Here is a 22,762-nt window from a genome sequence, read left to right on the forward strand (position 1 = left end):
ACAGATGACCACCCTGGGGCCCCCACCGCGCACGCGGGAGGCCGAGGCCGAGGACGGCCGGGCCGCGCGTGACGTCGAGGCCGCCGGGCGGATACCGGGCGGCCGCACGGCGGCGCTGCTGCCGCGCCCGCGCCGGCCGCGCGCGGACACGACGTCCGGCGCACGCACGGCCGTCGCGGCGCCGCCCGCGACAGTCGCCGGGCGGGTGGCGCGGTGGCTGCGGCACCCCGTGGGCGCGGCCCTGTTCTTCGGCTCGGTGCTGCACCTGCTCTGGCTGTGGCTGATCGCGAACGGCGGCGGCGACCTGGCCGCGCAGGACGCGTGGGCCGAGTTCGTCGGACAGCACCCGCTGTCCGCGTACAACCTGGCCTGGTACGGCGGGATGCACCCCGTCTCGTACAGCGTGATCTCGCCGTACCTGATGGCCGTGGTCGGCGTGCGTCCCACGCTGATCGCCTCCGGTGTGCTGTCCGGCGGCCTGCTGGCGTGGCTGCTGATGCGGTCACGGGCCGTGCGGCATCCTCTGGTCCCGGCGCTGTGGGGGGCCTTCGCGTTCGCCTGCAACGCGGCGTCGGGCCGCGTGACGTACGCGCTGGGCACGCTGTTCGCGCTCGGCGCGGTGGCCGTGGTGTGGGCCTGGCCGGCGCGGTGGCGGGACCGGCGTGCGCTGCGCGGCGGGCTGGCGCTGGTGCTGTCGGCGCTGGCGACGGGAGGCAGCCCGGTCGCGGGCCTCTTCCTCGAAGTGGTCGCCGGCGCGCTGATTCTGCGCGGACGTTGGCGTCCCGCGCTCGCCCTCGGCCTGCCGCTGCCGCTGGTGGTGGGCGTCAGCGCCCTGCTGTTCCCGTTCACGGGTGTGCAGCCCATGCCGTGGGTGTCGGTGGCCTTCCCGCTGGTCACGACGGCGGCCGTACGGCTGCTGGCGCCGCGCGAGTGGCGCACGGTGCGGCGCGGCGCGGAGATCTACTTCGTCGGCATCCTGCTCACCTGGGCGATTCCGTCCCAGGTCGGCTCCAACGTGGAACGGCTCGCGCAGATCTTCGGGGGCGTGGTCCTGCTGGCGCTGCTGCCCCGGTTCCGTACCGGACGGCCCGCGGTGCGCGGGCGCCGGTTCACCGCGCTGGTCTGCGCGTTCGTGGTGACCGCCGGTTTCCAGATCGGCAAGCCCGTCTGGGACGTCGTGCACACCCGCCCGGAGGCCGCCTGGGCACACAGCCTCGCGCCGCTGCTGCACCAGCTCCAGCAGGTCGACGCGGACCGGGGCCGCGTGGAGGTGGTGCCGGTGCGCAGCCACCGGGAAGCTTCTGCGCTCGCCCCCTACGTGAACCTGGCCCGCGGCTGGAACCGGCAGGCCGACGCGGAACGGAACCCGCTCTTCTACGAGGAGGGCGCGTTCTCGGCGGACGGCTACCACGACTGGCTGCGGCGCTGGGCCGTCCGCTACGTGGTGCTGCCGCTCTCCGACACCCCGGACGTGGCGGCGCGCGAGGAGGCGCGGCTGGTCCGCTCCGACCCGGCCTTCCTCGATCCGGTCTGGCAGGACGAGAACTGGCAGCTCTACCGCGTCACCGACCCGCTGCCGCTCGCCTCGCCGCCGGCGGCGTCCGCGGAGGCGGGCGCGGGCGAGGTCACGTTGACGGTGCGCGAGCCGGGCGCCGTGCTCGTCCGCATCCCCTGGTCGCCCTGGCTGGGGCTGGTCAACCGGGACGGCGACCGCATCGCGCCGCCGGGGGGCTTCGGCCGCAACGTCAACGGCTGCCTGCGCCCGGCGGATCCGCGGCCCGTGCAGCCGCCCCCGGAGGCGGCGCCCGGCGCGCACGCGCCGGGGCCGGGGTCCGTGCCCGACCGGAACGCCCCCGGGAATGCGCCGGCCCCGGAGGACGGTGACGCCCTCGGCGTCCTCGCCTCCGGCGAGTACGACGAGCGGCGCACCGACCACTGGACGGTGCTGGAGGCGCCGCGGGCCGGCACGTACCGGGTCGCCGCGCCGTACCGCCTGCCGCGCGGCACGCCCTGTCCCGTCTCGTCCGCCGACGCCCCGCGCGACTGAGCCCTCGCCGGCGCCCTCTCCCTCGCTGGGCCCGCACGTCGCCGCGGACGCCGCGGCTCAGGGCCGCAGCGCGGCGAGGACGGTGTCGATGGTGTCCGCGTCGTCCGGGCGCTTGTCCTCGCGGTAGCGCACGACGCGCGCGAACCGCAGCGTGACGCCCGCCGGGTAGCGCGAGGAGCGCTGCACCCCGTCGTAGGCGATCTCCACCACCAGCTCGGGCCGCACCAGCACCCCCCACGGTTCCTCGCCGACGGTCAGCTCCCGCAGGCGCGTGGTCTGCCACTCCAGCAGCGCGTCGGTGAGGCCCTTGAAGGTCTTGCCCAGCATGGTGAAGGTGCCGTCGGCGCGCCGGGCGCCGAGGTGGAGGTTGGAGAGCCTGCCGGTGCGCCGCCCGTGACCCCACTCGGCGCCGAGGACGACCAGGTCCAGCGTGTGCACGGGTTTCACCTTCAGCCAGGAGGCGCCGCGCCGGCCGGCGCTGTACGCCGATTCCAGCGCCTTGAGGACGACGCCCTCCTGCCCGCGTGCCAGCGCCTCCTCCGCGAACGCCCGGGCGTGCGCCCGCCCGGACTCCCCGGCGTCCTCGACCGCCGTCCGGCGCACCCGCAGTGTCTCGGGGACGACGCGCGCCAGTTCCGCGTGCCGTTCGCGGACGGGCAGGTCCAGCAGCGAGCGGTCGTCGAGGGAGAGCAGGTCGAAGAAGGCGACGGAGACGGGGAGAGAAGCCTGCGCCCCGGCGACGTCGAGCCGTGACCCGACCCGTCCGGAGGTCTCCTGGAAGGGCCGGGGGCGGCCGTCGGCGTCGCGCGCGACGACCTCGCCGTCCAGCACGGCACGGGTGACCGGCAAGTCCGCGGCGGCGGCGACGACCTCGGGGAGCCGGTCGGTGATCTCGTCGAGCGTCCGCGTCCAGACCCGCACGACGGGACCCTGCCGGCCTTCGGGGCGCACGCGCACCGGGTGGGCGGGTTCGCGGGGGTCCTCGCCCTCGTGGTCGATGTGGACCTGGACCCGGATGCCGTCGAGTTTCTCCTCGACGGCGCTGGGGCCGAGCCGGTCGAGGGCCTCGTCCACGTCCTTGGCGCTCTGCGCCAGCATGGGCTGGACGGGGCGGCCGACCTCCAGCCGGAAGCCGGCCAGCGCGGCCGGGCCGCCTTCCAGCAGGGCCCGGGCCACGGAGCCGAGCGATCCGCCGAGCATCACCGCGCGGCGCACCTCGGCGGCGTCGGCGCCGACGGCGACGGCGAGTGCCTCGACGGCGAAGGCGTCCAGCGCGCCCTGCCGCAGTTCTCCGCCGATGAGGCGGACCAGGAAGTCCTGCTCCGCGGCGGTGGCGCGGCCCAGCAGTTCGCCGAGGAGCCGGCGGCGTTCGTGCTGGGCGCCCTTGCCGGAGACCAGGGCGATGCGGTCCAGCGTGCGGTTGACCTCGCCCAGGGTGAGGGTCGGGGTCCCGGCGGGGGCGGGGCGGTCGACGAGGGTGCGCCAGCCGATGCCCGTGCGGCGCTGGGGGAGGCGTCCGGCGAGGTAGGTGATGGTGACCGGGGCCTCGGCGGGGTCGGCGGTGCGGAACAGCTCGGCGAGCAGCGCGACCTTCTCCGTCCGGGCGGAGGTGGCCGCGACGGCGAGCGAGGTACGGGCGATGTCGGCCAGGAGCATGCGGTCATCCTCGCCCAGCCGTCACCCCGAGGCGTGGTACGGCGCGCGCGGTCCTGCGCGCGCCTGCAGGCCGGCCGGGGCGACGGCGCCCGGGCCTGGCACGGGACGGGCCCTGTCCCGCGCACGCCGCGCGGCGCCCCCGATCCGACCGGAGGGCGCCGTACGGGTGCGGAGGGGGGCGCGTTGCACAGGCGTGTGCGCCGGTCAAGAGGGCCCGTGGGTTGTGCACTTGACGTGGCGTCAACGCCCGGCCGCGTGCAAAGCTGAGGATGCGACCGTCCGACTACGGACAGCGTGCGGTCACCCCGTGCGCGCGCAAGCCTGGCTGAAGGGTGTGAGGTCTGACATGCGGCAGGAGAACCGCACGGTCTTGTCCGAGGTGGACGTCAACGTGCCGAGTGTGGCGCGGATGTACGACTACTACCTCGGTGGCAAGGACAACTACGCGGTGGACCGTGCCGCCGTGGCCGAGCTGGACAAGGTGGTGCCCAGCACCAAACCGCTCGCGATCAACAACCGTCGCTTCCTCCGGCGCGTGGTGCGCGTGCTCGCCGAGGACTACGGCGTCCGCCAGTTCCTGGACCACGGCTCAGGTCTGCCCACGCAGGACAACGTGCACCAGGTCGCGCAGGGCATCGACCCGAAGTCGCACGTGGTCTACGTGGACGACGACCCGATCGTGCTCGCGCACGGGCGGGCGCTGCTCCAGGAGGACGACCGCACGGTCGTCATCCAGGCGGACATGCGACGCACCGACCAGATTCTCGCGAACGAGGAGCTCCAGCGGCTGATCGACCTCTCCCAGCCGGTCGCCGCGCTCTTCGTCTCGGTGATGCACTGCATCCCCGACCCGGGGCCGGAGGAGCTGGTGAAGCAGATCACCGAACGGCTGCCGTCGGGCAGCTTCGTGGTGATCAACCAGCTGGTCAGCGAGAACAAGGAGACCCGCGACTTCGTCACGAACTTCATGGACGAGACCACCCAGGGCCACTGGGGGCGGGTGCGCGAGCCCCACGAGGTCGAGCGGTACTTCGACGGCCTGGAGGTCCTCGATCCCGGGCTGGGCCGGATCAACCACTGGCGGCAGGACTCGGAGCTGGCCCTCAAGGAGCCGGACACCGGCGACTGGTACGAGTTCGGCGGCGTCGCGCGGGTCCCGTGAGCGGGGTCTGAGGGCACGCGCCGCAGACGCCGGTGTCCGGTACCCCCGCGGGGGTACCGGACACCGGCGTCTGCCGTCAGAACTCCTCGCGCAGCTCCCTGAGGAACGCGGTGCTCCTGGTCGGCGTCTCGGCCGTCGCGCAGAGCCGGTCCATGACCACCATGTAGTTCTCCACCTCGTCCTGCTTCTCCAGGTAGAGGGCCGTGGTGAGCTGTTCCAGGTAGACCACGTCGGGCAGGTCGGGCTCGAGGAAGCGGAGTATGGTCACCGGCCCGCCCGCCGCGGAGAGCCCCCCGATGCTGAACGGCGCGATCTGCAGGGTGATGTTGCGCCGGGATCCCATCCTCAGCAGGTGCTCGATCTGGTCCCGCATCACCTCGGGCTCGCTGCCCAGCGGGCGCCGCAGCGCCGCCTCGTCGACGACCGCCCACAGCTTCGGGCCGAACTCGCTGTCCAGGGCCCTCTGACGCTCCATGCGCAGCCGCACGCGCCGCTCGATGTCGGCCTCGCTCGCGCGGGGGTGGCCGAGCCGGGTGACGGCGCGGGCGTACTCGGGTGTCTGCAGCAGGCCCGGCACGAACTGCACCTCGTAGGTGCGGATGACGGACGCGGCCTCCTCCAGGCCGATCAGCTGCTCGAACCAGGAGGGCAGCACGTCGCTGTACTTGTTCCACCAGCCGGGGACGCTGGCCTGGCGGGCGAGGGCGAGGAAGTTCTCGACCTCCTCGGCGTCGCGCACGCCGTACAGCGCCAGCAGGTCGGCGACGTCCCGGTCCTTGTAGCCCGTGCGGCCGAGCTCGAGCCGGCTGATCTTCGCGTGCGAGCCGCGGATCGCGTCGCCGGCCGCTTCCCGGCTGATGCCGGCGGCCTCGCGCAGCCGGCGCAGCTGCGTGCCGAGCACGATGCGCAGGATGGTCGGTCCGCCCCGCGGATGGTCGAGGATGCGCCTGACCGACGAACGGCTCTGCGGTTCCGGCTGTGCTGCCATCTCCCTGCCCCTGCTCCCCTGAGTAGTCGTCAGGACGCTCAGTGTCCCACTGTCGAGGCCCGGCGTACAGCCGAACACTGGCCAGGCGCACGTACCGACGGCACGCGCCCGCGCTCGGTGTGGTGGGCGCGGGCGCGAAGGGGTGTCGTTGGGCGACTGCTCCGCTGGTCGGGCGGAAGGCCGGTGTCGGGCGGAAGGCCGTCGGAAGTGGGGTGTGTGGGGGTGTGGGGGTGGTGGTCGGTGTGGTGGCCGGCGGCGGTCAGGCGCCGGCGTCGATCAGGTCGTCGAAGTCGCCGTCCTTGGCGCCCTGGATGAAGGCGGTGATCTCGGCCGGCGTGTAGAGGAGGGCCGGGCCCGCGGGGAAGCGGGAGTTGCGTACGGCCACTCCGCCGTCGGCGAGTTCGGCGAGCTCGACGCAGTTGCCGCTGGGGTTGCTGCGGCGGCTCTTGCGCCAGGTGACGTCACGGAGTCGGGGGTCCTGCATCGCGTGGTCGATGTGCATGGGCATCACCATGCCATCAGGCGAGTGTTCTTGCACCTGTTCTTACAGATGTCCTTACGGGTGTTCTTGCATCTGTCCTTACGACCGTTCTTGCAGATGTGCTTGCAGCCCCGTCTCCGGAGGCGGATGATGGAGGCGACCTGTCCGAACCTGTGTCAGCTCGTTTCCAGGTACCGATGACGGCAGTGGAGTTCGTGATGACGCCACCCCCTCTCTGCACCGAGACCGACGCACCGCACTGCGAGTGGGACGACCCGCTCACGCGGCTGCTCCTGCTGCTGGAGATCGCCGACGAGCCGGCCTGGCTGCGGGACGTGGCCGCGGCCCGTGCCGACCGGGCGGGGACTCCGCGGAGCCCGTCCCGAGGCCCTGCAAACGGTCACTGAGGGGCGTCCGGACCGGTCAATCCCGGAAAGCTTTGTGCAGGGTGGTGCAACACTGCGAAGCTTGGGCGGTCGGCCGCCCACAAGGCGGCGTTCGTCGATCCGCCGGAGTCACCCTTGGCCGAGCCCTCCCGCACCCGCCCCGGTCGGTTGTTGTCGTGGTTGCCGTATGCCGCGATGGCCGCCGTGGCCTTCGTCGACCTCACGGCCGGACCGGGAGTCGGCTTTCTGCCGCTGATCGCGCTCGGCCCCGCGTTCGCCGGTCTCGCCGGCAGCATGCGGCGCACGGGTGCCATCAGCGTGCTCGCGATGGGCCTGTGCCTCACGCTCAGCCTCTACAACGGGCAGTTCGGGGACCGGCGCGGCTCGACGGCGCTGCTCGGCGTCGCCGGGGTCTCGGCCGCCGGCCTGCTCGCCACGGCGGGACGGAAGCGCCGTGAGGCGGAACTGGCCAGCGTCCGCAGCATCGCCGAGGTGGCGCAGCGGGTGCTGCTGCGGCCGGTGCCGCTCAGCGTCGGCCCGCTGCGCATCGCCGTCTCCTACACCTCGGCGGTCGCCGAGGCGCGCATCGGCGGAGACCTGTACGAGGTGGTGACCTCGCCGCGCGGGGTGCGCGTGATCGTCGGGGACGTGCAGGGCAAGGGGCTGGAGGCGGTGGAGACCGCGGCCGTGGTGCTCGGCGCCTTCCGGGAGGCCGCCTACGACGAGGTGGATCTGGTGACCGTCGGCGCCCGCCTGGAGCGTGCCCTGGGACGGCACCTGTCCGACGAGAAGTTCGTGACCGCCGTGCTGGCCGAACTCTCCGACGACACCGCCACGTTGCTCGACTTCGGTCACCCGCCGCCGCTGCTCGTGCGGCACGACGGGGGCGTCGAGTACGTCGAGGTGCCCGACCCGGCGCCGCCGCTCGGCCTGGGTTCGCTGGCGAAGGAGGAACCGCAGCCGTACGCCCAGCCCTTCGCCCCCGGCGACCAGTTGCTCTTCTACACCGACGGCGTCACCGAGGCGCGAGATCCGGACAACCGCTTCTACCCGCTCGCGGAACGCACCGGACTGCTCAAGGACCCCAACCCGCAGACCGCGCTGGACGCGATACGCGAGGACCTGGTGGCGCACGTGGAGCGCCCGTTGCGGGACGACGCGGCGATGCTGCTGCTCCGCCACCGCACCCGGTGAGATGTGTGCTCCCCGCGTCCGTGACGTGGGGGACGGGGGAGGGCCCGGTGATCGTTCCGGGCAGGCGATACCGAAGCGATACGTGCTGTGATCTGGACGTCACGGTGCGAGTGGGGAAGACTCCCTGCCGCGTCGGGCGTTCACATGCGCCGTCCGGCATGTGAACGGCCGAAACCGAGCGAGGGCGGTACGGGCAGTGCAGCGACGACGGAAGATCGGCCTGGTCGCGGCCGGGCTGGCGACCAGCCTGCTGGCGACGCTCACCGGCTGCGGTGGCGAGAACCCACTCGGCGGCGAGGTCGGCCTCAAGCTGATGGCGGTCGAGCACGGGGACCGTTCCGGCAACAGCTCCCAGCGGTTCTGGGACAAGCTGATCGGCGAGTTCCGGTTCGAGCACCCCGACATCGACGTGGACGTCGACCTCTACGAGCGCGACGCCATCGACGCCGAGGTGCGCGAGAGGGTGGCCGAGGGCCGGCCCCCCGACCTCGCCCAGACCAGCGCCTCGTTCGCCGGCTACGCCCGGCGCGACCTGCTCTACAACGCCCGCGAGGTGCTCTCCACCCACACCCAGGCGTCCATCACGGCGTCCCTGGTCCAGGCAGGCTCGGTCGGCCACGTCCAGTACGGGTTCCCGTTCTCCGCCAGCACCCGCGCGCTCTTCTACAACAAGGACCTCTTCGAGAAGGCAGGCGTCGAGGAGCCGCCCCGCACCTGGGAGGAACTGCTGCGAACGGCCCGCTCCCTGAAGGCGGTCGGCGTGAAGACACCGTACGGTCTCCCGCTGGGCGAGGAGGAGGCGCAGGCCGAGGCACTCAACTGGATGCTCGGCAACAGCGGCGGCTATCTCAGCGACGCCGGTTCGTACGACATCGACTCCCCGCAGAACGTCGCCACGTTCGAGTTCCTCCGCGACGAACTGGTCGGCCCGGGGCTGACCAACGAGAACCCCGCCACCACCGACCGCCAGGAGGTGTACGCGGCGTTCATCGAGGGCGAGGTGGCGATGCTCAACGGCCATCCCGGACTGATGCAGCTCGCGCTGGAGAACGGCGTCCGCTTCGGCACCTCTCCGCTGCCCGGCCGCACCGCTCCCGCGCGGACCACCGCCGGTGTCGCCGACTGGACCATGGCGTTCAAGGAGAACGGCCACGCGGAGGAGATCCGCACCTTCCTCGACTTCGTCTACCAGGAGCGGTACGTGGTCGAGTACGCAGGCACCCACACCATGCTGCCGGTGACCACCGAGGCCGCGTACACGATGCGGGAGGACGCGGCGCACAAGCCGCTCTGGCCCTTCATCGAGTCGCTGGACGTCGCCCGCTTCTACCCGCTCGGCAAGTCGTCCTGGGGAGAGGCCTCGCGGCGGCTGAACGCCACCATCGGCAACGCGGTCCTGGGGGACGGCGCGCCGCGCACGGTACTGGGGCGGGTGCAGAGCGATGCGGTCGCCGCCGAGGCGGAGGCGGAGGCGGAGGCGGAAGCCGAGGTGGCGCCCTGACGCCCGGCGCACCGGACAGGTGAAGACCCCGGACTCCGCGAGGAGTCCGGGGTCTTCGAGGTGTCGGAGGTCCGGGGCGGACGGGTCGGGTTACGCGGCGCGCGTCACCGAGCCCTGCGTGGCACTCATCCAGGCCCGCCGGAGGCGGGCGAGTTCCGCGAGGTCGGCCGGCGTCCACACCCGACGGCCCGCGACGAACTCGCGGATCGCCGTGTTGGCGTCCGCGGCGGCCGTCGAGCCGGAAGGCGTTGGTGTAGACGAAGTGGACATGTGTGCAAGGTTAGGGGAGACGACCGACAATCTCACCCGGTGCGTTCGTACCGGAACGGCCCGGATGCGCCGGCGTGCGCCCCGCCGGACAGGGGTGCAGATCGGTCCTTCCGGCCTCATGGGGCGGAAAACCGCAGCTCAGGCGCGGCACCCCCGGTGCGGGCCGGTGGCATGTGCCCCCGGCCCCTGCCGTCACCGAGCGCCGTCGTACGCCCCCGCTCCGTGGCGCATCTCACGTGCCCGGAGCGTTTCCCGCCCCGTGTCGGGGGGTTGAGCCGTGTGGCCGGGGTCTCATCGGTGTCTCGATGCCGTCGTCGGACTTCACCCCGGGTGCATGTGCCATGCGAACATGGCAGACGCGCCTGACGGGCCGGCGCGTTCCGGCGGCCACCGACGGATGACGGAGTGAACGTGGACACCTCACACACCGTGCGCGACCTGACCGTGAGCGGCGGCGGCTCGGCGAGCCGCCCGGTGGAGCCGTGGCGGCCCGGCCCCACGGTGCCGAGAATGGCGCTCGGCGCCCGACTGCGCGTCCTGCGCGAGGAGACCGGGCTGACCCGCACCGAGGCGGGCGCCGCGATCGGGGTGTCACGGTCGAAGATCAGCCGTCTCGAACACGGCCGCACCGGGAGCAAGCAGCGCGACGTGGAGGCCCTGCTGGCGCTCTACGGCGTGGTCGGCGAGGCCGAGCGCAGCGTGGTGCGCACCCTGGCGGAGCAGGCCAACACCCCCGGCTGGTGGCACCGTTACCTCGACCTCGTGCCCCCCTGGCTGCACGACTACCTCGGCGCCGAGCAGGCGGCGGACGTGATCCGCGGCTACGAGGTGCAGTTCGTGCCCGGCCTGCTCCAGACCCCGGCGTACGCGCGGGAGGTCGTTCGGCTCGGGCACCCGGACGCGCCCAAGGACGCACTGGACCGGCACGTGGAGTTCCGGATGCGCCGGCAGCAGGTGCTCGGCCGGCCGACTCCGCCGCACCTGTGGGTCGTGGTGGACGAGGCGGTGCTGCGCCGCCCCCTCGGTTCGCGGGCCGTGATGCGCGACCAGCTCGACCACCTCGCCCGGATGGCGCGGCGGCCGCACATCACCGTCCAGCTCCTGCCCTTCGCCTCCGGCGGTCACCCGGCTCTGTGCGGCTCGGTGACGATGCTGCGGCTGCCCGGCGGCCAACTCCCCGACATGGTCTACCTGGAGCAGCTGACGAGCGCCGTGTACCCGGACAAGCCCGCGGACGTGCACCACTACTGGGACGTGCTCAACCGCCTGGTGGTCCAGGCCGAGCGGGCCTCCCGCACCCCCGAGCTGCTGCGCGCCCTCCGCGACGACCTCTGAGCCGGGCCTCCGCCCGCCTTCCGCCCCGCCCTCCGCCACGGCTGCCACGGCGGCTGCCGGGGCGGTGCGGCCCGTCGTGGGGGCCGGGTCTTCCGCCCCGCCCCCGTGGCGGGCATCGTGGGAGCCGGTACGCACCCCCGTGAGGAAGGCCGCACGCCCCATGTCCCCGGAACGCTTTTTGCAGCCGGAGCCCGCCCATGCCGCCGGCCAGGCACCGGCCTGGCTGTCCGACGCCGTCCTCTACCAGATCTATCCGCAGAGCTTCGCCGACTCCGACGGCGACGGGATCGGCGACTTCGCGGGCATCACCGAGCGCCTGGACCATCTCGCCTGGCTCGGCGTGAACACCGTCTGGCTCAACCCCTGCTTCGCCTCGCCGTTCCGCGACGGCGGCTACGACGTGTCCGACTACCTCACCGTCGCGCCGCGCTACGGCACCGTCGACGACCTCGCCAAGCTCGTCGACGCCGCACGGCGGCGGGGCATCCGGGTGCTGCTCGACCTCGTCGCCGGGCACACCTCCGACCAGCACCCCTGGTTCCGGCACGCGCTGGAGGACCCGGCGGACCACCGTTACGTGTGGACCGAGGGCGACCCGGCGCCGGCGGGCTTCGCCCCCTCGCCGGGCCCGCGGCCCGGCGCGTACCTGCCCAACTTCTTCGTCTCCCAGCCCGCGCTCAACTTCGGCTACGCGCGCACGCACCCGGACGAGCCGTGGCGTGAGCCCGTCGACGCGGAGGGGCCGCGCGCGAACCGTGCCGCGCTGCGCGAGATCATGGACCACTGGCTGGGCCTGGGACTCTCCGGGTTCCGGGTCGACATGGCCTCCTCCCTGGTGAAGGACGACCCGGAGCACCGGGAGACCGTGAAGCTGTGGCAGGAGCTGCGCGGGTGGCTGGACCGCGCCCACCCGCACGCGGTGATCCTCAGCGAGTGGGGCGACCCGTCGGTCTCGGTCCCGGCGGGCTTCCACGGCGACTTCTTCCTCCAGTTCGGCGGCCCGTCCAACGGCCTGCCCATGCGATCGCTGTGGAGCAACGGCGGCGGCACCGTCGACACCTCCTGGGACCCGCTGAGCTGCTACTTCCACGCCGACGGCGAAGGCTCCCCGGACCGGTTCACCCACGCCTGGGAGGACGCGGCCGCCGCCATCGGCGCCGCGGGACACATCGTGCTGCCGACCTCCAACCACGACTTCTCCCGGCTCGCGACCTCGCCGCGCACCCGCGAGGAACTGCCGGTGGCGTTCGCCTTCCAGATGACGTGGCCGACGCTGCCCGCGATCTACTACGGCGACGAGATCGGCATGCGGTACGTGCCGGGACTGCCCGACCACGAGGGAAGCGTCCTCGGCCCGCGGTACAACCGAGCGGGCTCCCGTACGCCCATGCAGTGGGACGACGGGGAGAACGCCGGCTTCTCCACGGCGCCGGCGGACGACCTGTACCTGCCGCTCGACCCGGACCCGGACCGCCCCACGGTCGCCGGGCAGCGCGCGGACGAGGACTCGCTGCTGCACCTGGTGCGCCGGCTGATCGCGTTGCGCCGGTCCACGCCGGAGCTGGGGCCCTCGGGGGCCGTGCGGGTGCTGAACACCGGCTATCCGCTGGTGCACCTGCGCGGGGAGCGCTACCTCGTGGTGGTCAACCCGCGCCGCGAGCCGGTCCGGATGCCGCTGCCCTGCATGCTGCCGCCGGGCACGACCCCGGCCGCGCTGGAGGTCTCCGGCGTGACCGTCACCCCGACCACCCTCACCGCGGAGTCCTTCGCCTTCGGCGTCTTCGACCTGGGCGCCGGCACCGGCGTCTGACCGTGCACGGCGACGGGCAGCCGACGCACGGCCGGCCGCCCGTCGCCGTCAACGGCGTTTGCCCTTCCGCTTTCCGGAGCCGTACGACGACCAGGCGCCGCGATGCAGGTGGCAGCGCGAGGCGCCCTTCATCGCCAGGTTCCGGCAGTTCCGTCCGTCCTTCGTCCACGCCCTGCACTTCGACTGTGCACCCATGACGACCGCCCTTCTCGTGCCCACGACAGGTGTCACATCGTGGGCGCCGGACCCGCCGTGGGGGAGGGCGCAGACCGTGCCGTCGGGGGCGCACCCGGCGCGCGAGCGGCGCCGGGTGCGCCCCCGATCGGCGGCCGGCCCCGTCAGGAGAAGGTGGCGTTCCAGGTGTCCGGGCCGACGACGCCGTCGACGGTCAGACCCTTGCGGCCCTGCAGCGTGCGGCAGGCGCTCTCGGAGGCCGGCCCGTACTGGGAGTCGACGCCCAGGCTGAAGCCGTGGGCGCTGTTCATCTTCGACTGCCAGGTCCCCACACTCGGGTGGTTGAAGATCGGCGGCTGGGTGAAGTACACGCCCGGCCAGGACGGCGTGCCGCCGCCTCCGCCCGGGTTGAGCGTGCCGTCCAGCACCAGCGGATAGAGGTTGCCGGGGCAGGCGGTGGCCTTGTGGTCCTGGTGGCCGTTGACCGCGCCGGCCGCGCCGCCCTGGTTCCGCAGCCGCGTGATGGCGTGGTGGAAGGCGTCGATCAGCCCGCTGGTGATGCTGTCGTAGTTCGACGAGCTGCCCCCGACGAGGCCGCAGACCGCGTACCAGTTCTGGTTGCCGGAAGTGGTGCCGTTGGCGGCGGTGCGGATGTTCTCGCCGCGGCCCTCGAAGACGTAGCCGTGCACGCAGACGAGGTGGCTGTAGGCGATGTCCGACCAGCCGTTGCCGTCCATGTGGTGGTTCTGGTGCCCGCGCACCTGGCCCGCGCACGAACTGTGGCTGGACGCGGCGACCTTGCTGCCGCCCACGTGGTGGACGGTGACGCCGCCGTTCTGGGGGGTGATGTTGCCGCTGGTGCTGCGCGGGGGGCGCGCGCCCCACTGGGCGCGGGTGACGAAGGTGGCCATCAGCGGGTCCTCCGTCCGTGCATTTCGCAGTCGACGCTGGCGTTCAGGGGCTCGGCGTGGGCGTTGCGCCGGTCACCGGAGGCGTAGACCGCCGCCGGGTGGTCGGGGCGGTTCACGACGGGCAGTTCACCTCTGCCGGCCACGGCGTGTGCGGGGCCGGAACAGATGACGGGGACGGCGGCGGCGCCGCCCAGCGCTGCGGCGGCGGCGAGAAAGCCCCGCCGGGTGGGTCGGGTGGTCAACGTGCCTCCTGGGGTGTGGGGGTGCGTACTCACGAGTACTGCGTGAAGCCGCGTTTGTCATGAGCACGGGCACCCCTAGGCCGGGGGTAGGGGTTTTTTGCGTATCCGTAGTTCGGCCCACCCGTATAGGTACGCCGCGCATCCGGTCGTACGTTCTCCGTGATCCGCCTCACACCCTGCGGTTCGGGGTGCGAGGTCTGGCGGTTCACCGCGACGGCTGGGAGGCCGGCGTGGAGGTGACCGTTCCCCCACACAAGGAGATTTGACATGCTCGGAACAGTCCGAAGAGTCGCAGGCGCCGCTCTCGCCGCGGCCATGGTGTTCATGCTCCCGGTGACCGCCAACGCGGCCGAGCCCACGGACACCCGTCCCGCCTACGAGGCGACCCTGCTCGGCGAGGAGGGCAACCTCGTCGGCGACACCCACGGGGACCACTCCGACGCCCCGGCGCCGGCCGCCGAAGGCCGCGCCGCCTTCCAGGTCCCGGCCTGGAGCTACCACATCACCGCCTCCTGCAGCGGCTACGAGAGCGCCATCCGCCAGGGCGCCAACTACTGGGGCAGCGGCACCGAGACCTCCTCCAGCGGCACCCCGGTCGAGTGCACCGGCGGCTACGTCTCCGGCTGCGGCGGCGGCAACGTGGTCGGCTGCAACTGGGGCATGGGCGACCGCATCATGCTCTCCACCATGGTCAACGACTTCGCCCTGCTCGCCGCGCACGAGTTCGGGCACAACTGGTACGGCCACTCGGCCTCCGGCTGCGCCGACTGGTCCAGCCCCTCGGCCGTGATGCGCACGACCATGTGCTGACCGGTCACCGACCGGAGAGCGCCGGACCCCCCACCGGCACTCGGCACGACGAACGGGCCGGCCGCAGCAGCGGCCGGCCCGTCCGCGTGCCCGGACACGGCCGCGTCCGGGCACCGCGCCGTGTGCGCGCACCGCGGGTCACGGTGCCGTTTCCGCGCCTCCACCCGCCACCCGGTGGTGCTCGGCCAGCGCCTGCCGTGAATCGACGCCCAACTTCCGTATCGCACGGGCCACGTGGTGCTCCACGGTGCGCGGCGAGAGATGCAGCGTCGCCGCGATCTCCCGGTTCGTCAGCCCGGTCGCGGCCAGTTCCGCCACCTCCGCCTCACGCGGCGACATGCGCTCCGCGTACGCCGGCCGCCCCGGCCGTCTGCGCTGCACGGCCGGCTGGTGCGTCCGCAGCACGGCCCGTACCCGCGCCGCGTCCCACGCCGCGCCGAGCCCGGTCAGCAGCTCCACGCACCGGGTCAGTTCCCCGCCCGCCGCCTCCGCCTGCGGACGGTTCCGCCACGTGGCGCACCGCCCGGCGCCCTCGGCGGTGAGGGCCTCGGCGTAGGGATGGGGCAGGCGGGCGAAGGCGGCGCTCGACTCCCGGTACAGGCGGGCGGCCTCCTCCCACGCACCGTGGCCCGGCTCCCGCCCGGCGGCTCCGCCCTCCCCGGCGGAGTACCCGGCGGTGTACCCGGTGGCGTGGCCGACGTCGTGCCCGGCGGCGTGCCCGGCGACCGCCACCGCGTGCGCCACGGCGGCGCCCTCCGCGTCCGCTTCCGCGACCACGGCCCGGCACCACAACAGCGCCGCCTCCGCCCACGGCGCGTCCCGCCCGTCCAGGCCCGCCGCGAACTCCGCCACCATCGCCCGCGCCGGCTCCCGGCGCCCCGCTCTCACCTGCGCCTCGACCGCCCAGGGCGCGAACCCCGCCGCCCACACCCACACCCCCTTGCGCCGCAGCCAGTCCCAGGACGCCGTGGCCGCCGCGGACGCGGCCTCCGTCCGCTGCCGCGCCGTCAGCAGCCGGATGCGCGCGCCCGCCGCCGTCGCCGCCACCGGCGCCTCGAACACCTCGGACGCCGGCGGGTCGTCGTCCGGCAGCCAGTTCTCCGCCGTGGCCCAGTCGCCCTTGGCCAGCGCGAGCAGGGCGAGTACCACCCGTGCGTCGTTGGCGATGCCGTCCTCCGCGACCAGCCCGGTGCAGCGTTCGGCCAGACCCGCCCAGCGCCCCGTGAGCCAGTCGCGGACCAGCCCCGTGCCGCGCCCGACGCGCTCCAGGAACGGCGCCCCACTGTTCCGGGCCAACGCGACGCCCTCGTCCAGCAGTTCGTCGCCCCGCCGGTAGTGGCCCAGGTAGACCGCGCCGTTGGCCGTGTTGCACAGCCCGCGCGCCACCTGCTGCCGGGAGGCACGGTCGGTGGCGTCCCGGGGAAGCCGGGCCACCAGCGGCCAGGCGGCCGGATCGCCCGCGTTCATCAGCACCGTCGCCCGGCACGCGTCCACCGCCGTCACGGCACCGTCGTCCGCCGACGCGGCGGCCGCCTCCTCGGCGCGCCGCAGCCAGCCGAGGTTCTCCTCCAGCGAGGCGCCGGGGAAGAACGGATTGGCCAGCGCCGCCATCGCACGTGCCGCCAACGCCGGACGTTCCGTCAACTCCTCTGCCGCACGACGGAGTTCGACGCGACCCTCATCGAAGCGCCGCTTCCGGTTGTGCAGCAGCAGCCCCAGCTCCAGCCGTATCTCGCCCCGGACGGCCCTCGGCAGCGCCGCGTCCTCCACGATGCCGCGCAGCGCCTGGGCCGTGCCCTCCGACCGCACCCCGAGCATCGCGCCCCGGGCGAGGGTCAGCGCCAGCCGGCCACGCCGCTCCGCGGGGACGCCCTTCTCCGCCAGCGCCTGCTCCAGCAGGGCCAGGGCCGCCGTGTCCTCGCGGACCGCCGCCTCTCCCTCGGCGAGGCGTTCGGCCGCGCGCAGCCAGTCCTCCGTGCGGCCGCCCCCGCGCCAGTGGCGGGCCACGGCCGCCCACGGCGCCGGCTCGCGGGCCGCCAGCAGTGCCGCCGCCCGGTGGTGCAGCCGCTCCCGCACCGGGCCGGGCAGCACCCGGTACACCGCCGAGGCGGCCAGCGGCACGGCGAAGCCGTACCGGCCCTGGCCCGTCTCGTGCAGGGCGGCGCACCCGAGCGCGGCGACCAGCGCCCGGTGTCCCTCCTCGTCACCGAGCCCCGCGACGGCCGTCAGGTCCTGCGCCCCGGCCGGCTCGCCCAGCACCGCCGCCGCCCAGACCACGGGACGGTGCGGCGCGTCCAGCGCGTCGAGCTGGTCGAGCACCGCCTCCGCGAGCCGCACGGGCACGCCCGCCTCGTCCACGTCCTCGGCGGTGAAGTGGTCGCGTACGTCCGCGTGGTCGCGGCTCTCGTCGGCGTCGCGCAGCATCCGCAGCAGGTCCACGAGCACCTGCGCCACCCCGGCGGAGTCGCGCAGCAGCCGGTCCACGAACTCCTCCGGGCACCGTTCCGCGCCCAGCGCGTCCCCGGCCAGCGCCCGGACCTGCGCCTCGTCCAGCGGCGGCGGCACGTACCGCAGCACCGACAGCCGCGCCGGGTAGTCCGCGGCGCCCCCCAGCGGCAGACCACGCCGGGGCAGCTGTTCGGGCCGGTAGGTGAGCACGGCGGCGAACCGCGGCGGCGGTTCGCGCAGCAGCCCGCGCAGCAACCGCAGGGAGTCGTCGTCCGCGTGCTGCACGTCCTCCACGACCAGCAGCAGTGGACGTACCGAGGTCAGCGCGGCCTCCAGCGCCAGGCAGGCGGTCGCCGCCCGGTGCTCCGCGGCGGGCGGCTCGGCCACGGCCAGCGCACCGGACGCCCGGAAACGCACGGCCAGCCGCGGCACCGTGCGCCCCTGGGGCAGCTCCAGCAGCGCCTCGACCAGGTGGCTCTTGCCGGTCCCGGCGGCCCCCTCGACCAGCAGCAGGGCCGGACCCCCGGCGCCCCCGTCGTCGGCCAGCGCCTCGGTCAGCGCCCGCTCCCACGCCCGCTCGCACATGAGAGCGCTCCTCGCTGTCGTCGGTGGGCACGTCCGGTGCCGTCGCCGCCGCTGGTCCCGATGCCACGCTGCCTATCACGCGCGGGCCCGCACGGACCAGACGTCGTACCAGGTCACCGTGCTTTCCCCCAGGGGCGACGGACGGATCACGCGGTTTTGCTGGCGGGCCCCTCGCGGCGCCCTTACGTTGTGCGGCATGCAGAGACGCAGACCCCTCCTACGCCTGGCGGCGACGCTCCTGGCAGCCGTGACGGCCGGGAGCCTCACGGCCTGCGGCACGAACGGCGCGGACCCGCGGGCTGAGGGCGGCGGTCCGGACGCCTCCGCGACGGCCACGGCCTCCCCGACGCCGACCCCGAAGCCGCCCGAGCGGATCTGCGCGGAACTCGTCGGCTACTGGGCCAAGAGGGAACTGAGCGGGGACGGCGGCTACGGCGACTACCAGTCGCGGGGGCTGTCGGACAGCCAGAACAACATCCTGCTCGAGGTCGTCGCCGAGGCGAAGGCGGAGCGGAAGAAGAACGGCGCCGCCGCGGCGGACAAGTTCGCCGAACGGGAGGCGAAGCGGCGCTGCGTCGTCCTCTACGAGAACGGCGGCCCCACCGGCTCCTCCAACGGCTGGCCCGCGTAGCGCCCTCCGGCGGCCTCCGGCGCACGAAAAGGGGCCCGCGCCCGGCGCGGACCCCCCCCCAGGCGAGATCCATGCGCCCCGGGGCCTGTCCGGTTGGAACTTCGAGGACCACCCCGTGGCGTGGGACGCGGGGGTCCTCCGTCTTCCCGGGTCCGCCGGGGACGGCGACGCCTCGCGCGGCAGAGGATCGCCGCGCGTGTGTGCGCGCATTCGCGCGGGGCGACACCGCGGTGCGGGCACCCCTCCCCCTACGCCCACCGCGTGGGAGGTGCCACCTCCCGAAGGGCAACGGAGGAGAGGTGCCGTGGCCGGCGTCGCGGCCCGAGAAGATCCGCCGGACAGGCCTAGGTGCGGGCGCGTGCCGCAGCCGTCCTGCCGGCCAGCAGCGACCCCAGCGCCGCCACCGAGGCGGCGGCCAGGACCGCGGTGTAGCTGAACTCCGCGAGGATGCCGCCCAGCAGCCCGGCCACGCCGACGCCGATGTCGAAGAACGACGTGACCGCCCCCAGCGCGGCACCGCGCTCGTTCTCCGGAGCGGCGTCGATGGTGATGAGGGCCAGCGCCGGGTACAGCAGCGTGAAGCCGCCGCCCGCGATCAGCGCACCCAGCGCCGCGACCCACAGCGAGGGTGCGAACGCGATCAGGGCCAGACCCGCTGCCTCCACGACGGCGGAGATCAGCACCACCCGCAACGCGCCCACCCGGTCCGGGATGCGCCCGGCGAGCACGCGGACCGTGACGTACGCGGCGCCGAAGGCGGACACCAGGACCGAACCGTCGGCGATGTCGCGGGCGGTCATCGCCAGCGCCCCGAAGCTCACCAGCACGCCGTAGCCGAACGAGCCGCACAGCAGGGAGACGCCGGGCAGCACCGCGGCACGCGGCAGCAGCTTCGCGGACACCTGCGCGCCGCGTGCGATGCGGTCGGTCAGGAGGCACACCACGGCGAACGCGACCGCGGGCAGCACGGCCACCGCGATCCACACCGCCGTGAACGAACCGGCCCGGTAGACCACTTCGCCGAGGATCGGGCCGACGGCGAACCCGGTCCACATGGCGAGGCCGTAGAAGCCGACGATCTGGGCGCGCCGGTCCTGCGGGGCGAGACCGACCGTCCACAGCGAGCCCGCCATGAACAGCAGGGCCTCGCCGAGACCCAGCAGGAACCTGCCGGTCCACAGTCCGGCCAGCCCCAGCGGCAGCGCGTACACGCCCGCGACGGCCGTGATGACCAGCGCGCCGAGCATCATGACCTTGCGGCAGCCGTACTGCTGCGCGAGCCGGCCCGCGTACGGGCGGACCAGCAGCGCCGTCACGCCGGAGACGGCGAAGGTGACGCCCACCTCGAAGGCGGAGCCGCCGAGTTCGCCGGTGACCAGCCGGGGGACGACCGGGATCACCATGCCGACTGCGGTGAACGTGCACAGCAGTGCGCAGACCAGTCCGACGAAGGTGCCCACCCAGGGCTGCTTCGAGCCCGGCTGCGCGGCGGAGCCCGTACCCGCCGCGCCCGCCGCCGCGCCCGTGCTCTTCGCGGTGTCAGCCATGTCGGACGCCCCCCTCCGGCACGACGTGGAAGAAGTGGGTGGGCAGCTGGACCGCGACGCCCTCGTACACCTCGGCGCACACGGCGGTGCCGGGCCGGTCGAAGGTGCCGGCCGGGGGCTGGGCGACCTTCATCACGGACCGGCCGGACTCCAGCAGCCGGGCAGCCATGGAGAAGTCGCCGACCAGCGCGCAGCCGGGTGCGACGTGCCGGTTGCGGCAGATCTTGACCTTCTCGCGCGCGAGGTCGTCGAGCACGCTGCCGGAGCCGACCAGTTCCCCGTAGTAGTCGGCCGGGTTGACGACCATGGCGTGTCCGGTGCCGCCGGTCTGCTCGATCTCGTCGAACGCGGCGAGCAGCCCGGAGACGTACGAGCCGCGGTAGGGCAGTTCGGCCACGTCGGGGTGGTCGATCACGTCCAGGGTGAGGGCGCGGTTCTCGGCGGTGCCGAGCCGCACCATCAGGCGGCGGTCGATGAACTGGACCAGGCTCTCGGGGTGTTCGGCCAGGCCGTCGGGTATCTGCACCCAGCCGGTGATGGGCTGCAGCCGGTACTCGGCGAGGTCGAAGCGGAACGCGGCCTCGCGCAGCGCCGCCGCGGTCCCGGGCTGGTACGGGCGGGTCTCGAACCAGCCGCGGACGGTGTCCCCGGCGACCCGCTGGTGCTTGAAGAGGTTGCGGGTGGTCAGGCGCGGCCGGTCCTCGACGGGCTGGAAGGCGTCGCTGAGCGTGTAGTCGAACCACACCTCCGCCTCCGGGCCGTGGTCGAGGTAGGCGCGGGCGAACCGTTCGCCCGGGGACAGGGCGGTCGCCTTCGGGTCGGTCTCCTGCACGGTGGTCATGTGCGTCGTCCTCACGGTCGTCTCAGATGGTGGTCAGGGCGTGCTCGACGAGCCGCTCGTAGTAGGGCAGGTGGTGGGCGTGGAAGGCGCGCAGCCGCGGGTCGTCGTGCACGGAGGCCGCGAACTCCTTGTCCGGGGCGCGGAAGCCGGAGCTGGCGATGGCGTCGAGGTGCCAGCGGCGGTTCTGTTCCCACTCGGGGCGTTCGCCGGGCTGCCAGTGCATCGCCTCGGGCCGGAACGGCAGCCCGACGTGCGCGCAGTACGCCCGTACGACCGCCGGCGGGTCGGCGAGCAGCGACTCGGCGGTGAACACCAGGGGGCGTTCGCCGGTCGTCTTCCACAGGTGGGCGAAGAGCCGCCACTGGTGTTCGTAGCCGATCTCCGCGCAGGCCAGCGAGGGCTTGACGGCGTGGTGCGAGGCGATGGTGCGGGCGGGTTCGCGGACGATGAAGGTGTGCCGGAAGGCGGCCACGTCCTCGGGGTGGTCGAAGAGGTGGGCGTACCGGTACTCCAGGGTGTCCTTGAAGAACACCGGCCCGTGCGCGCCGAGTTCGGCCAGCTGCCGGTACAGCTCGCCGGGCGCGCGCACGGTCGTCGGGCCCGCGCCGCCGGGCGGCGCGGGCAGCCGCGTCTCGCCGTGGTCGGTGAGCAGGACCATCGGCTCGTGGACGACCGTGACGTCGCCGCGTTCCATCATCATCCGGACGAACGCGGTGGACACGGCACGCGGGTGCGCCCAGAGAGCGATGACGGTCACATCGACCACGCGGTCGGCTGCCGGTCCCAGCGGTGCGCGCGCAGTTCCTCCCGCAGCGCCGGGTCGAGCGGACGCCCGTCCGAGACGCCGAGGTTGGCGGTGACGTGCGCGGAGCGGCGCATGCCGGGGATGACGGTGGAGACGGCCGGGTGGTCGAGGATGAAGCGCAGCGACAGCTCCGGCAGACTCATGCCCTCGGGCAGCAGCTTGGCCAGCGCCTCCGCACGGTCCACGGTCGGGCCGAGGTTCTCCGGGCCGAAGTAGACCGCGCGCCAGTCGTCCTCGGGGAAGACGGTGTCGCGGGAGAGCCTTCCGGTGAGGCCGCCCTCGTCGAAGGGAACACGGGCGATGATGCCGACGTCGTCGCGCTGCGCCCGGGCGAGCAGTTCGTCCTCGGGGGCCTGGTCGAAGAGGTTGTAGATGACCTGCACGACGTCGACCAGACCGGTGTCGATCGCGCGCAGGACGTTGGCCGGCTCCCAGCGGTTGACGCTGATCCCGAAGCCGTCGATCAGGCCGTCGGCCTTGAGTTCGGACACGACGCGCTGCCAGCGCTCGTCGTCGGCCCAGCGGTCCTCCCACACGTGGAACTGGAGCAGGTCGATGCGCTCGACGCCCAGGTTCTCCAGGCTCTTGTGGACGTACTCGCGGATGTGGCCGGGCGGGAAGACGTCGTCCAGCGTGTCCCCGGGGCGCGGCGGCCACTCGCGGTTGAGCGGCGGCACCTTGGTGGCGACGCGCAGCCGCTCGCCGGGGTGGCGGCGCAGCAGGTCGCCGAGCATCCGCTCGCTGACGCCGCGGCCGTAGACCCAGGCGGTGTCGAAGAACGTGCAGCCCTGTTCCACGGCCTGGTCCAGGCAGGCGGGCGCGGTGTCGTAGTCCCAGCCGGTGAAGCCGCCGGGGCCGCCGCCGATGCCCCACATGCCGTAGCCGATCTCGCTGACCTGCCAGCCGAGCCGGCCCATCGTCCTCTGTCGCACGGTCGT

20 protein-coding genes are annotated in these 22,762 nt (G+C 73.7%); 9 read left to right on the forward strand and 11 right to left on the reverse strand.

Annotated elements, in window-relative coordinates; all coding sequences use genetic code 11:
- Window positions 1–4: 4 nt before the first annotated feature.
- Window positions 5–2,047: a hypothetical protein gene (locus K304_RS31030; protein WP_078529624.1), complete on the forward strand. Its 2,043-nt coding sequence runs from the start codon at window positions 5–7 to the stop codon at window positions 2,045–2,047.
- Between the two features lie 57 nt (window positions 2,048–2,104).
- Here the strand turns inward: K304_RS31030 and K304_RS0124135 are convergent, their stop codons facing one another.
- The gene (locus K304_RS0124135) at window positions 2,105–3,703 is read right to left on the reverse strand and encodes an ATP-dependent DNA ligase (RefSeq protein WP_027765808.1); all 1,599 of its coding nucleotides are present in this window, start codon (window positions 3,701–3,703) and stop codon (window positions 2,105–2,107) included.
- 346 nt (window positions 3,704–4,049) lie between these two features.
- Between K304_RS0124135 and K304_RS0124140 the strand changes: the two genes are divergently transcribed.
- Window positions 4,050–4,865 carry an SAM-dependent methyltransferase gene (locus K304_RS0124140; protein ID WP_027765809.1) on the forward strand — a complete coding sequence of 272 codons (816 nt, stop codon included), beginning with the start codon at window positions 4,050–4,052 and terminating at the stop codon, window positions 4,863–4,865.
- A gap of 76 nt (window positions 4,866–4,941) precedes the next feature.
- On the opposite strand, the gene K304_RS0124145 is transcribed toward K304_RS0124140, so the two are convergent.
- Together K304_RS0124145 and K304_RS0124150 are read right to left on the reverse strand one after the other, a co-directional pair.
- The gene (locus K304_RS0124145; protein WP_027765810.1) at window positions 4,942–5,853 is read right to left on the reverse strand and encodes a Scr1 family TA system antitoxin-like transcriptional regulator; all 912 of its coding nucleotides are present in this window, start codon (window positions 5,851–5,853) and stop codon (window positions 4,942–4,944) included.
- A 259-nt stretch (window positions 5,854–6,112) separates the two neighbouring features.
- Window positions 6,113–6,355: a DUF397 domain-containing protein gene (locus tag K304_RS0124150; RefSeq protein ID WP_051308768.1), complete on the reverse strand. Its 243-nt coding sequence runs from the start codon at window positions 6,353–6,355 to the stop codon at window positions 6,113–6,115.
- A 197-nt stretch (window positions 6,356–6,552) separates the two neighbouring features.
- On the opposite strand from K304_RS0124150, the gene K304_RS31035 reads away from it, so the two are divergent.
- The 3 genes from K304_RS31035 to K304_RS0124170 all read left to right on the forward strand — a co-directional run bounded on the left by K304_RS31035 (window position 6,553) and on the right by K304_RS0124170 (window position 9,415).
- Window positions 6,553–6,741, forward strand: coding sequence for a hypothetical protein (locus tag K304_RS31035; RefSeq protein WP_158687417.1), 189 nt, complete (start codon window positions 6,553–6,555; stop codon window positions 6,739–6,741).
- Between the two features lie 174 nt (window positions 6,742–6,915).
- Window positions 6,916–7,914: a PP2C family protein-serine/threonine phosphatase gene (locus tag K304_RS0124165; protein ID WP_051308770.1), complete on the forward strand. Its 999-nt coding sequence runs from the start codon at window positions 6,916–6,918 to the stop codon at window positions 7,912–7,914.
- 196 nt (window positions 7,915–8,110) lie between these two features.
- The gene (locus tag K304_RS0124170; protein ID WP_027765813.1) at window positions 8,111–9,415 is read left to right on the forward strand and encodes an extracellular solute-binding protein; all 1,305 of its coding nucleotides are present in this window, start codon (window positions 8,111–8,113) and stop codon (window positions 9,413–9,415) included.
- A gap of 90 nt (window positions 9,416–9,505) precedes the next feature.
- Here K304_RS0124170 and K304_RS0124175 read toward each other — a convergent pair whose 3' ends face one another.
- A complete protein-coding gene (locus K304_RS0124175) occupies window positions 9,506–9,685 on the reverse strand; it encodes a hypothetical protein (protein ID WP_027765814.1) in 180 nt (59 codons plus the stop codon).
- Window positions 9,686–10,096: 411 nt separating this feature from the next.
- Between K304_RS0124175 and K304_RS0124180 the strand changes: the two genes are divergently transcribed.
- Together K304_RS0124180 and K304_RS0124185 are read left to right on the forward strand one after the other, a co-directional pair.
- Window positions 10,097–11,020, forward strand: a complete 924-nt coding sequence (locus tag K304_RS0124180; protein WP_486591789.1) for a helix-turn-helix domain-containing protein — start codon at window positions 10,097–10,099, stop codon at window positions 11,018–11,020.
- Window positions 11,021–11,180: 160 nt separating this feature from the next.
- Window positions 11,181–12,830, forward strand: coding sequence for an alpha-amylase family glycosyl hydrolase (locus K304_RS0124185; protein WP_051308771.1), 1,650 nt, complete (start codon window positions 11,181–11,183; stop codon window positions 12,828–12,830).
- A 338-nt stretch (window positions 12,831–13,168) separates the two neighbouring features.
- On the opposite strand, the gene K304_RS0124190 is transcribed toward K304_RS0124185, so the two are convergent.
- Window positions 13,169–13,915, reverse strand: a complete 747-nt coding sequence (locus K304_RS0124190; protein WP_027765817.1) for a peptidoglycan-binding domain-containing protein — start codon at window positions 13,913–13,915, stop codon at window positions 13,169–13,171.
- Window positions 13,915–14,157: a twin-arginine translocation signal domain-containing protein gene (locus K304_RS0124195; RefSeq protein ID WP_078529626.1), complete on the reverse strand. Its 243-nt coding sequence runs from the start codon at window positions 14,155–14,157 to the stop codon at window positions 13,915–13,917. Before K304_RS0124195 ends, K304_RS0124190 begins: the two co-directional genes overlap by 1 nt.
- Before the next feature lie 267 nt (window positions 14,158–14,424).
- Between K304_RS0124195 and K304_RS0124200 the strand changes: the two genes are divergently transcribed.
- Entirely contained in the window at window positions 14,425–14,967 is a 543-nt protein-coding gene (locus K304_RS0124200; RefSeq protein WP_027765819.1) for a hypothetical protein, read from the forward strand.
- A gap of 138 nt (window positions 14,968–15,105) precedes the next feature.
- Here the strand turns inward: K304_RS0124200 and K304_RS31040 are convergent, their stop codons facing one another.
- Window positions 15,106–18,000, reverse strand: coding sequence for a helix-turn-helix transcriptional regulator (locus K304_RS31040; protein ID WP_037791556.1), 2,895 nt, complete (start codon window positions 17,998–18,000; stop codon window positions 15,106–15,108).
- Window positions 18,001–18,196: 196 nt separating this feature from the next.
- On the opposite strand from K304_RS31040, the gene K304_RS0124210 reads away from it, so the two are divergent.
- Window positions 18,197–18,631 (forward strand): hypothetical protein, encoded by a 435-nt coding sequence (locus tag K304_RS0124210; RefSeq protein WP_037791557.1) that lies wholly within the window; start codon window positions 18,197–18,199, stop codon window positions 18,629–18,631.
- Window positions 18,632–18,975: 344 nt separating this feature from the next.
- Here the strand turns inward: K304_RS0124210 and K304_RS31045 are convergent, their stop codons facing one another.
- The 4 genes from K304_RS31045 to K304_RS0124230 are packed head-to-tail and all read right to left on the reverse strand — an operon-like array spanning window position 18,976 to window position 22,756.
- Window positions 18,976–20,178 carry an MFS transporter gene (locus tag K304_RS31045; RefSeq protein WP_078529629.1) on the reverse strand — a complete coding sequence of 401 codons (1,203 nt, stop codon included), beginning with the start codon at window positions 20,176–20,178 and terminating at the stop codon, window positions 18,976–18,978.
- On the reverse strand, window positions 20,171–21,019 hold the full coding sequence (locus K304_RS0124220; protein WP_027765821.1) for a family 3 encapsulin nanocompartment shell protein: 849 nt from the start codon (window positions 21,017–21,019) through the stop codon (window positions 20,171–20,173). The genes K304_RS31045 and K304_RS0124220 overlap by 8 nt, the downstream gene beginning before the upstream one ends.
- A gap of 22 nt (window positions 21,020–21,041) precedes the next feature.
- Complete coding sequence (locus K304_RS0124225; protein WP_158687418.1) at window positions 21,042–21,776, reverse strand: sulfotransferase-like domain-containing protein; 735 nt, start codon at window positions 21,774–21,776, stop codon at window positions 21,042–21,044.
- The gene (locus tag K304_RS0124230) at window positions 21,773–22,756 is read right to left on the reverse strand and encodes an aldo/keto reductase (RefSeq protein ID WP_027765823.1); all 984 of its coding nucleotides are present in this window, start codon (window positions 22,754–22,756) and stop codon (window positions 21,773–21,775) included. Before K304_RS0124230 ends, K304_RS0124225 begins: the two co-directional genes overlap by 4 nt.
- Window positions 22,757–22,762 lie beyond the last annotated feature (6 nt).

Source organism: Streptomyces sp. CNS606, assembly GCF_000426325.1.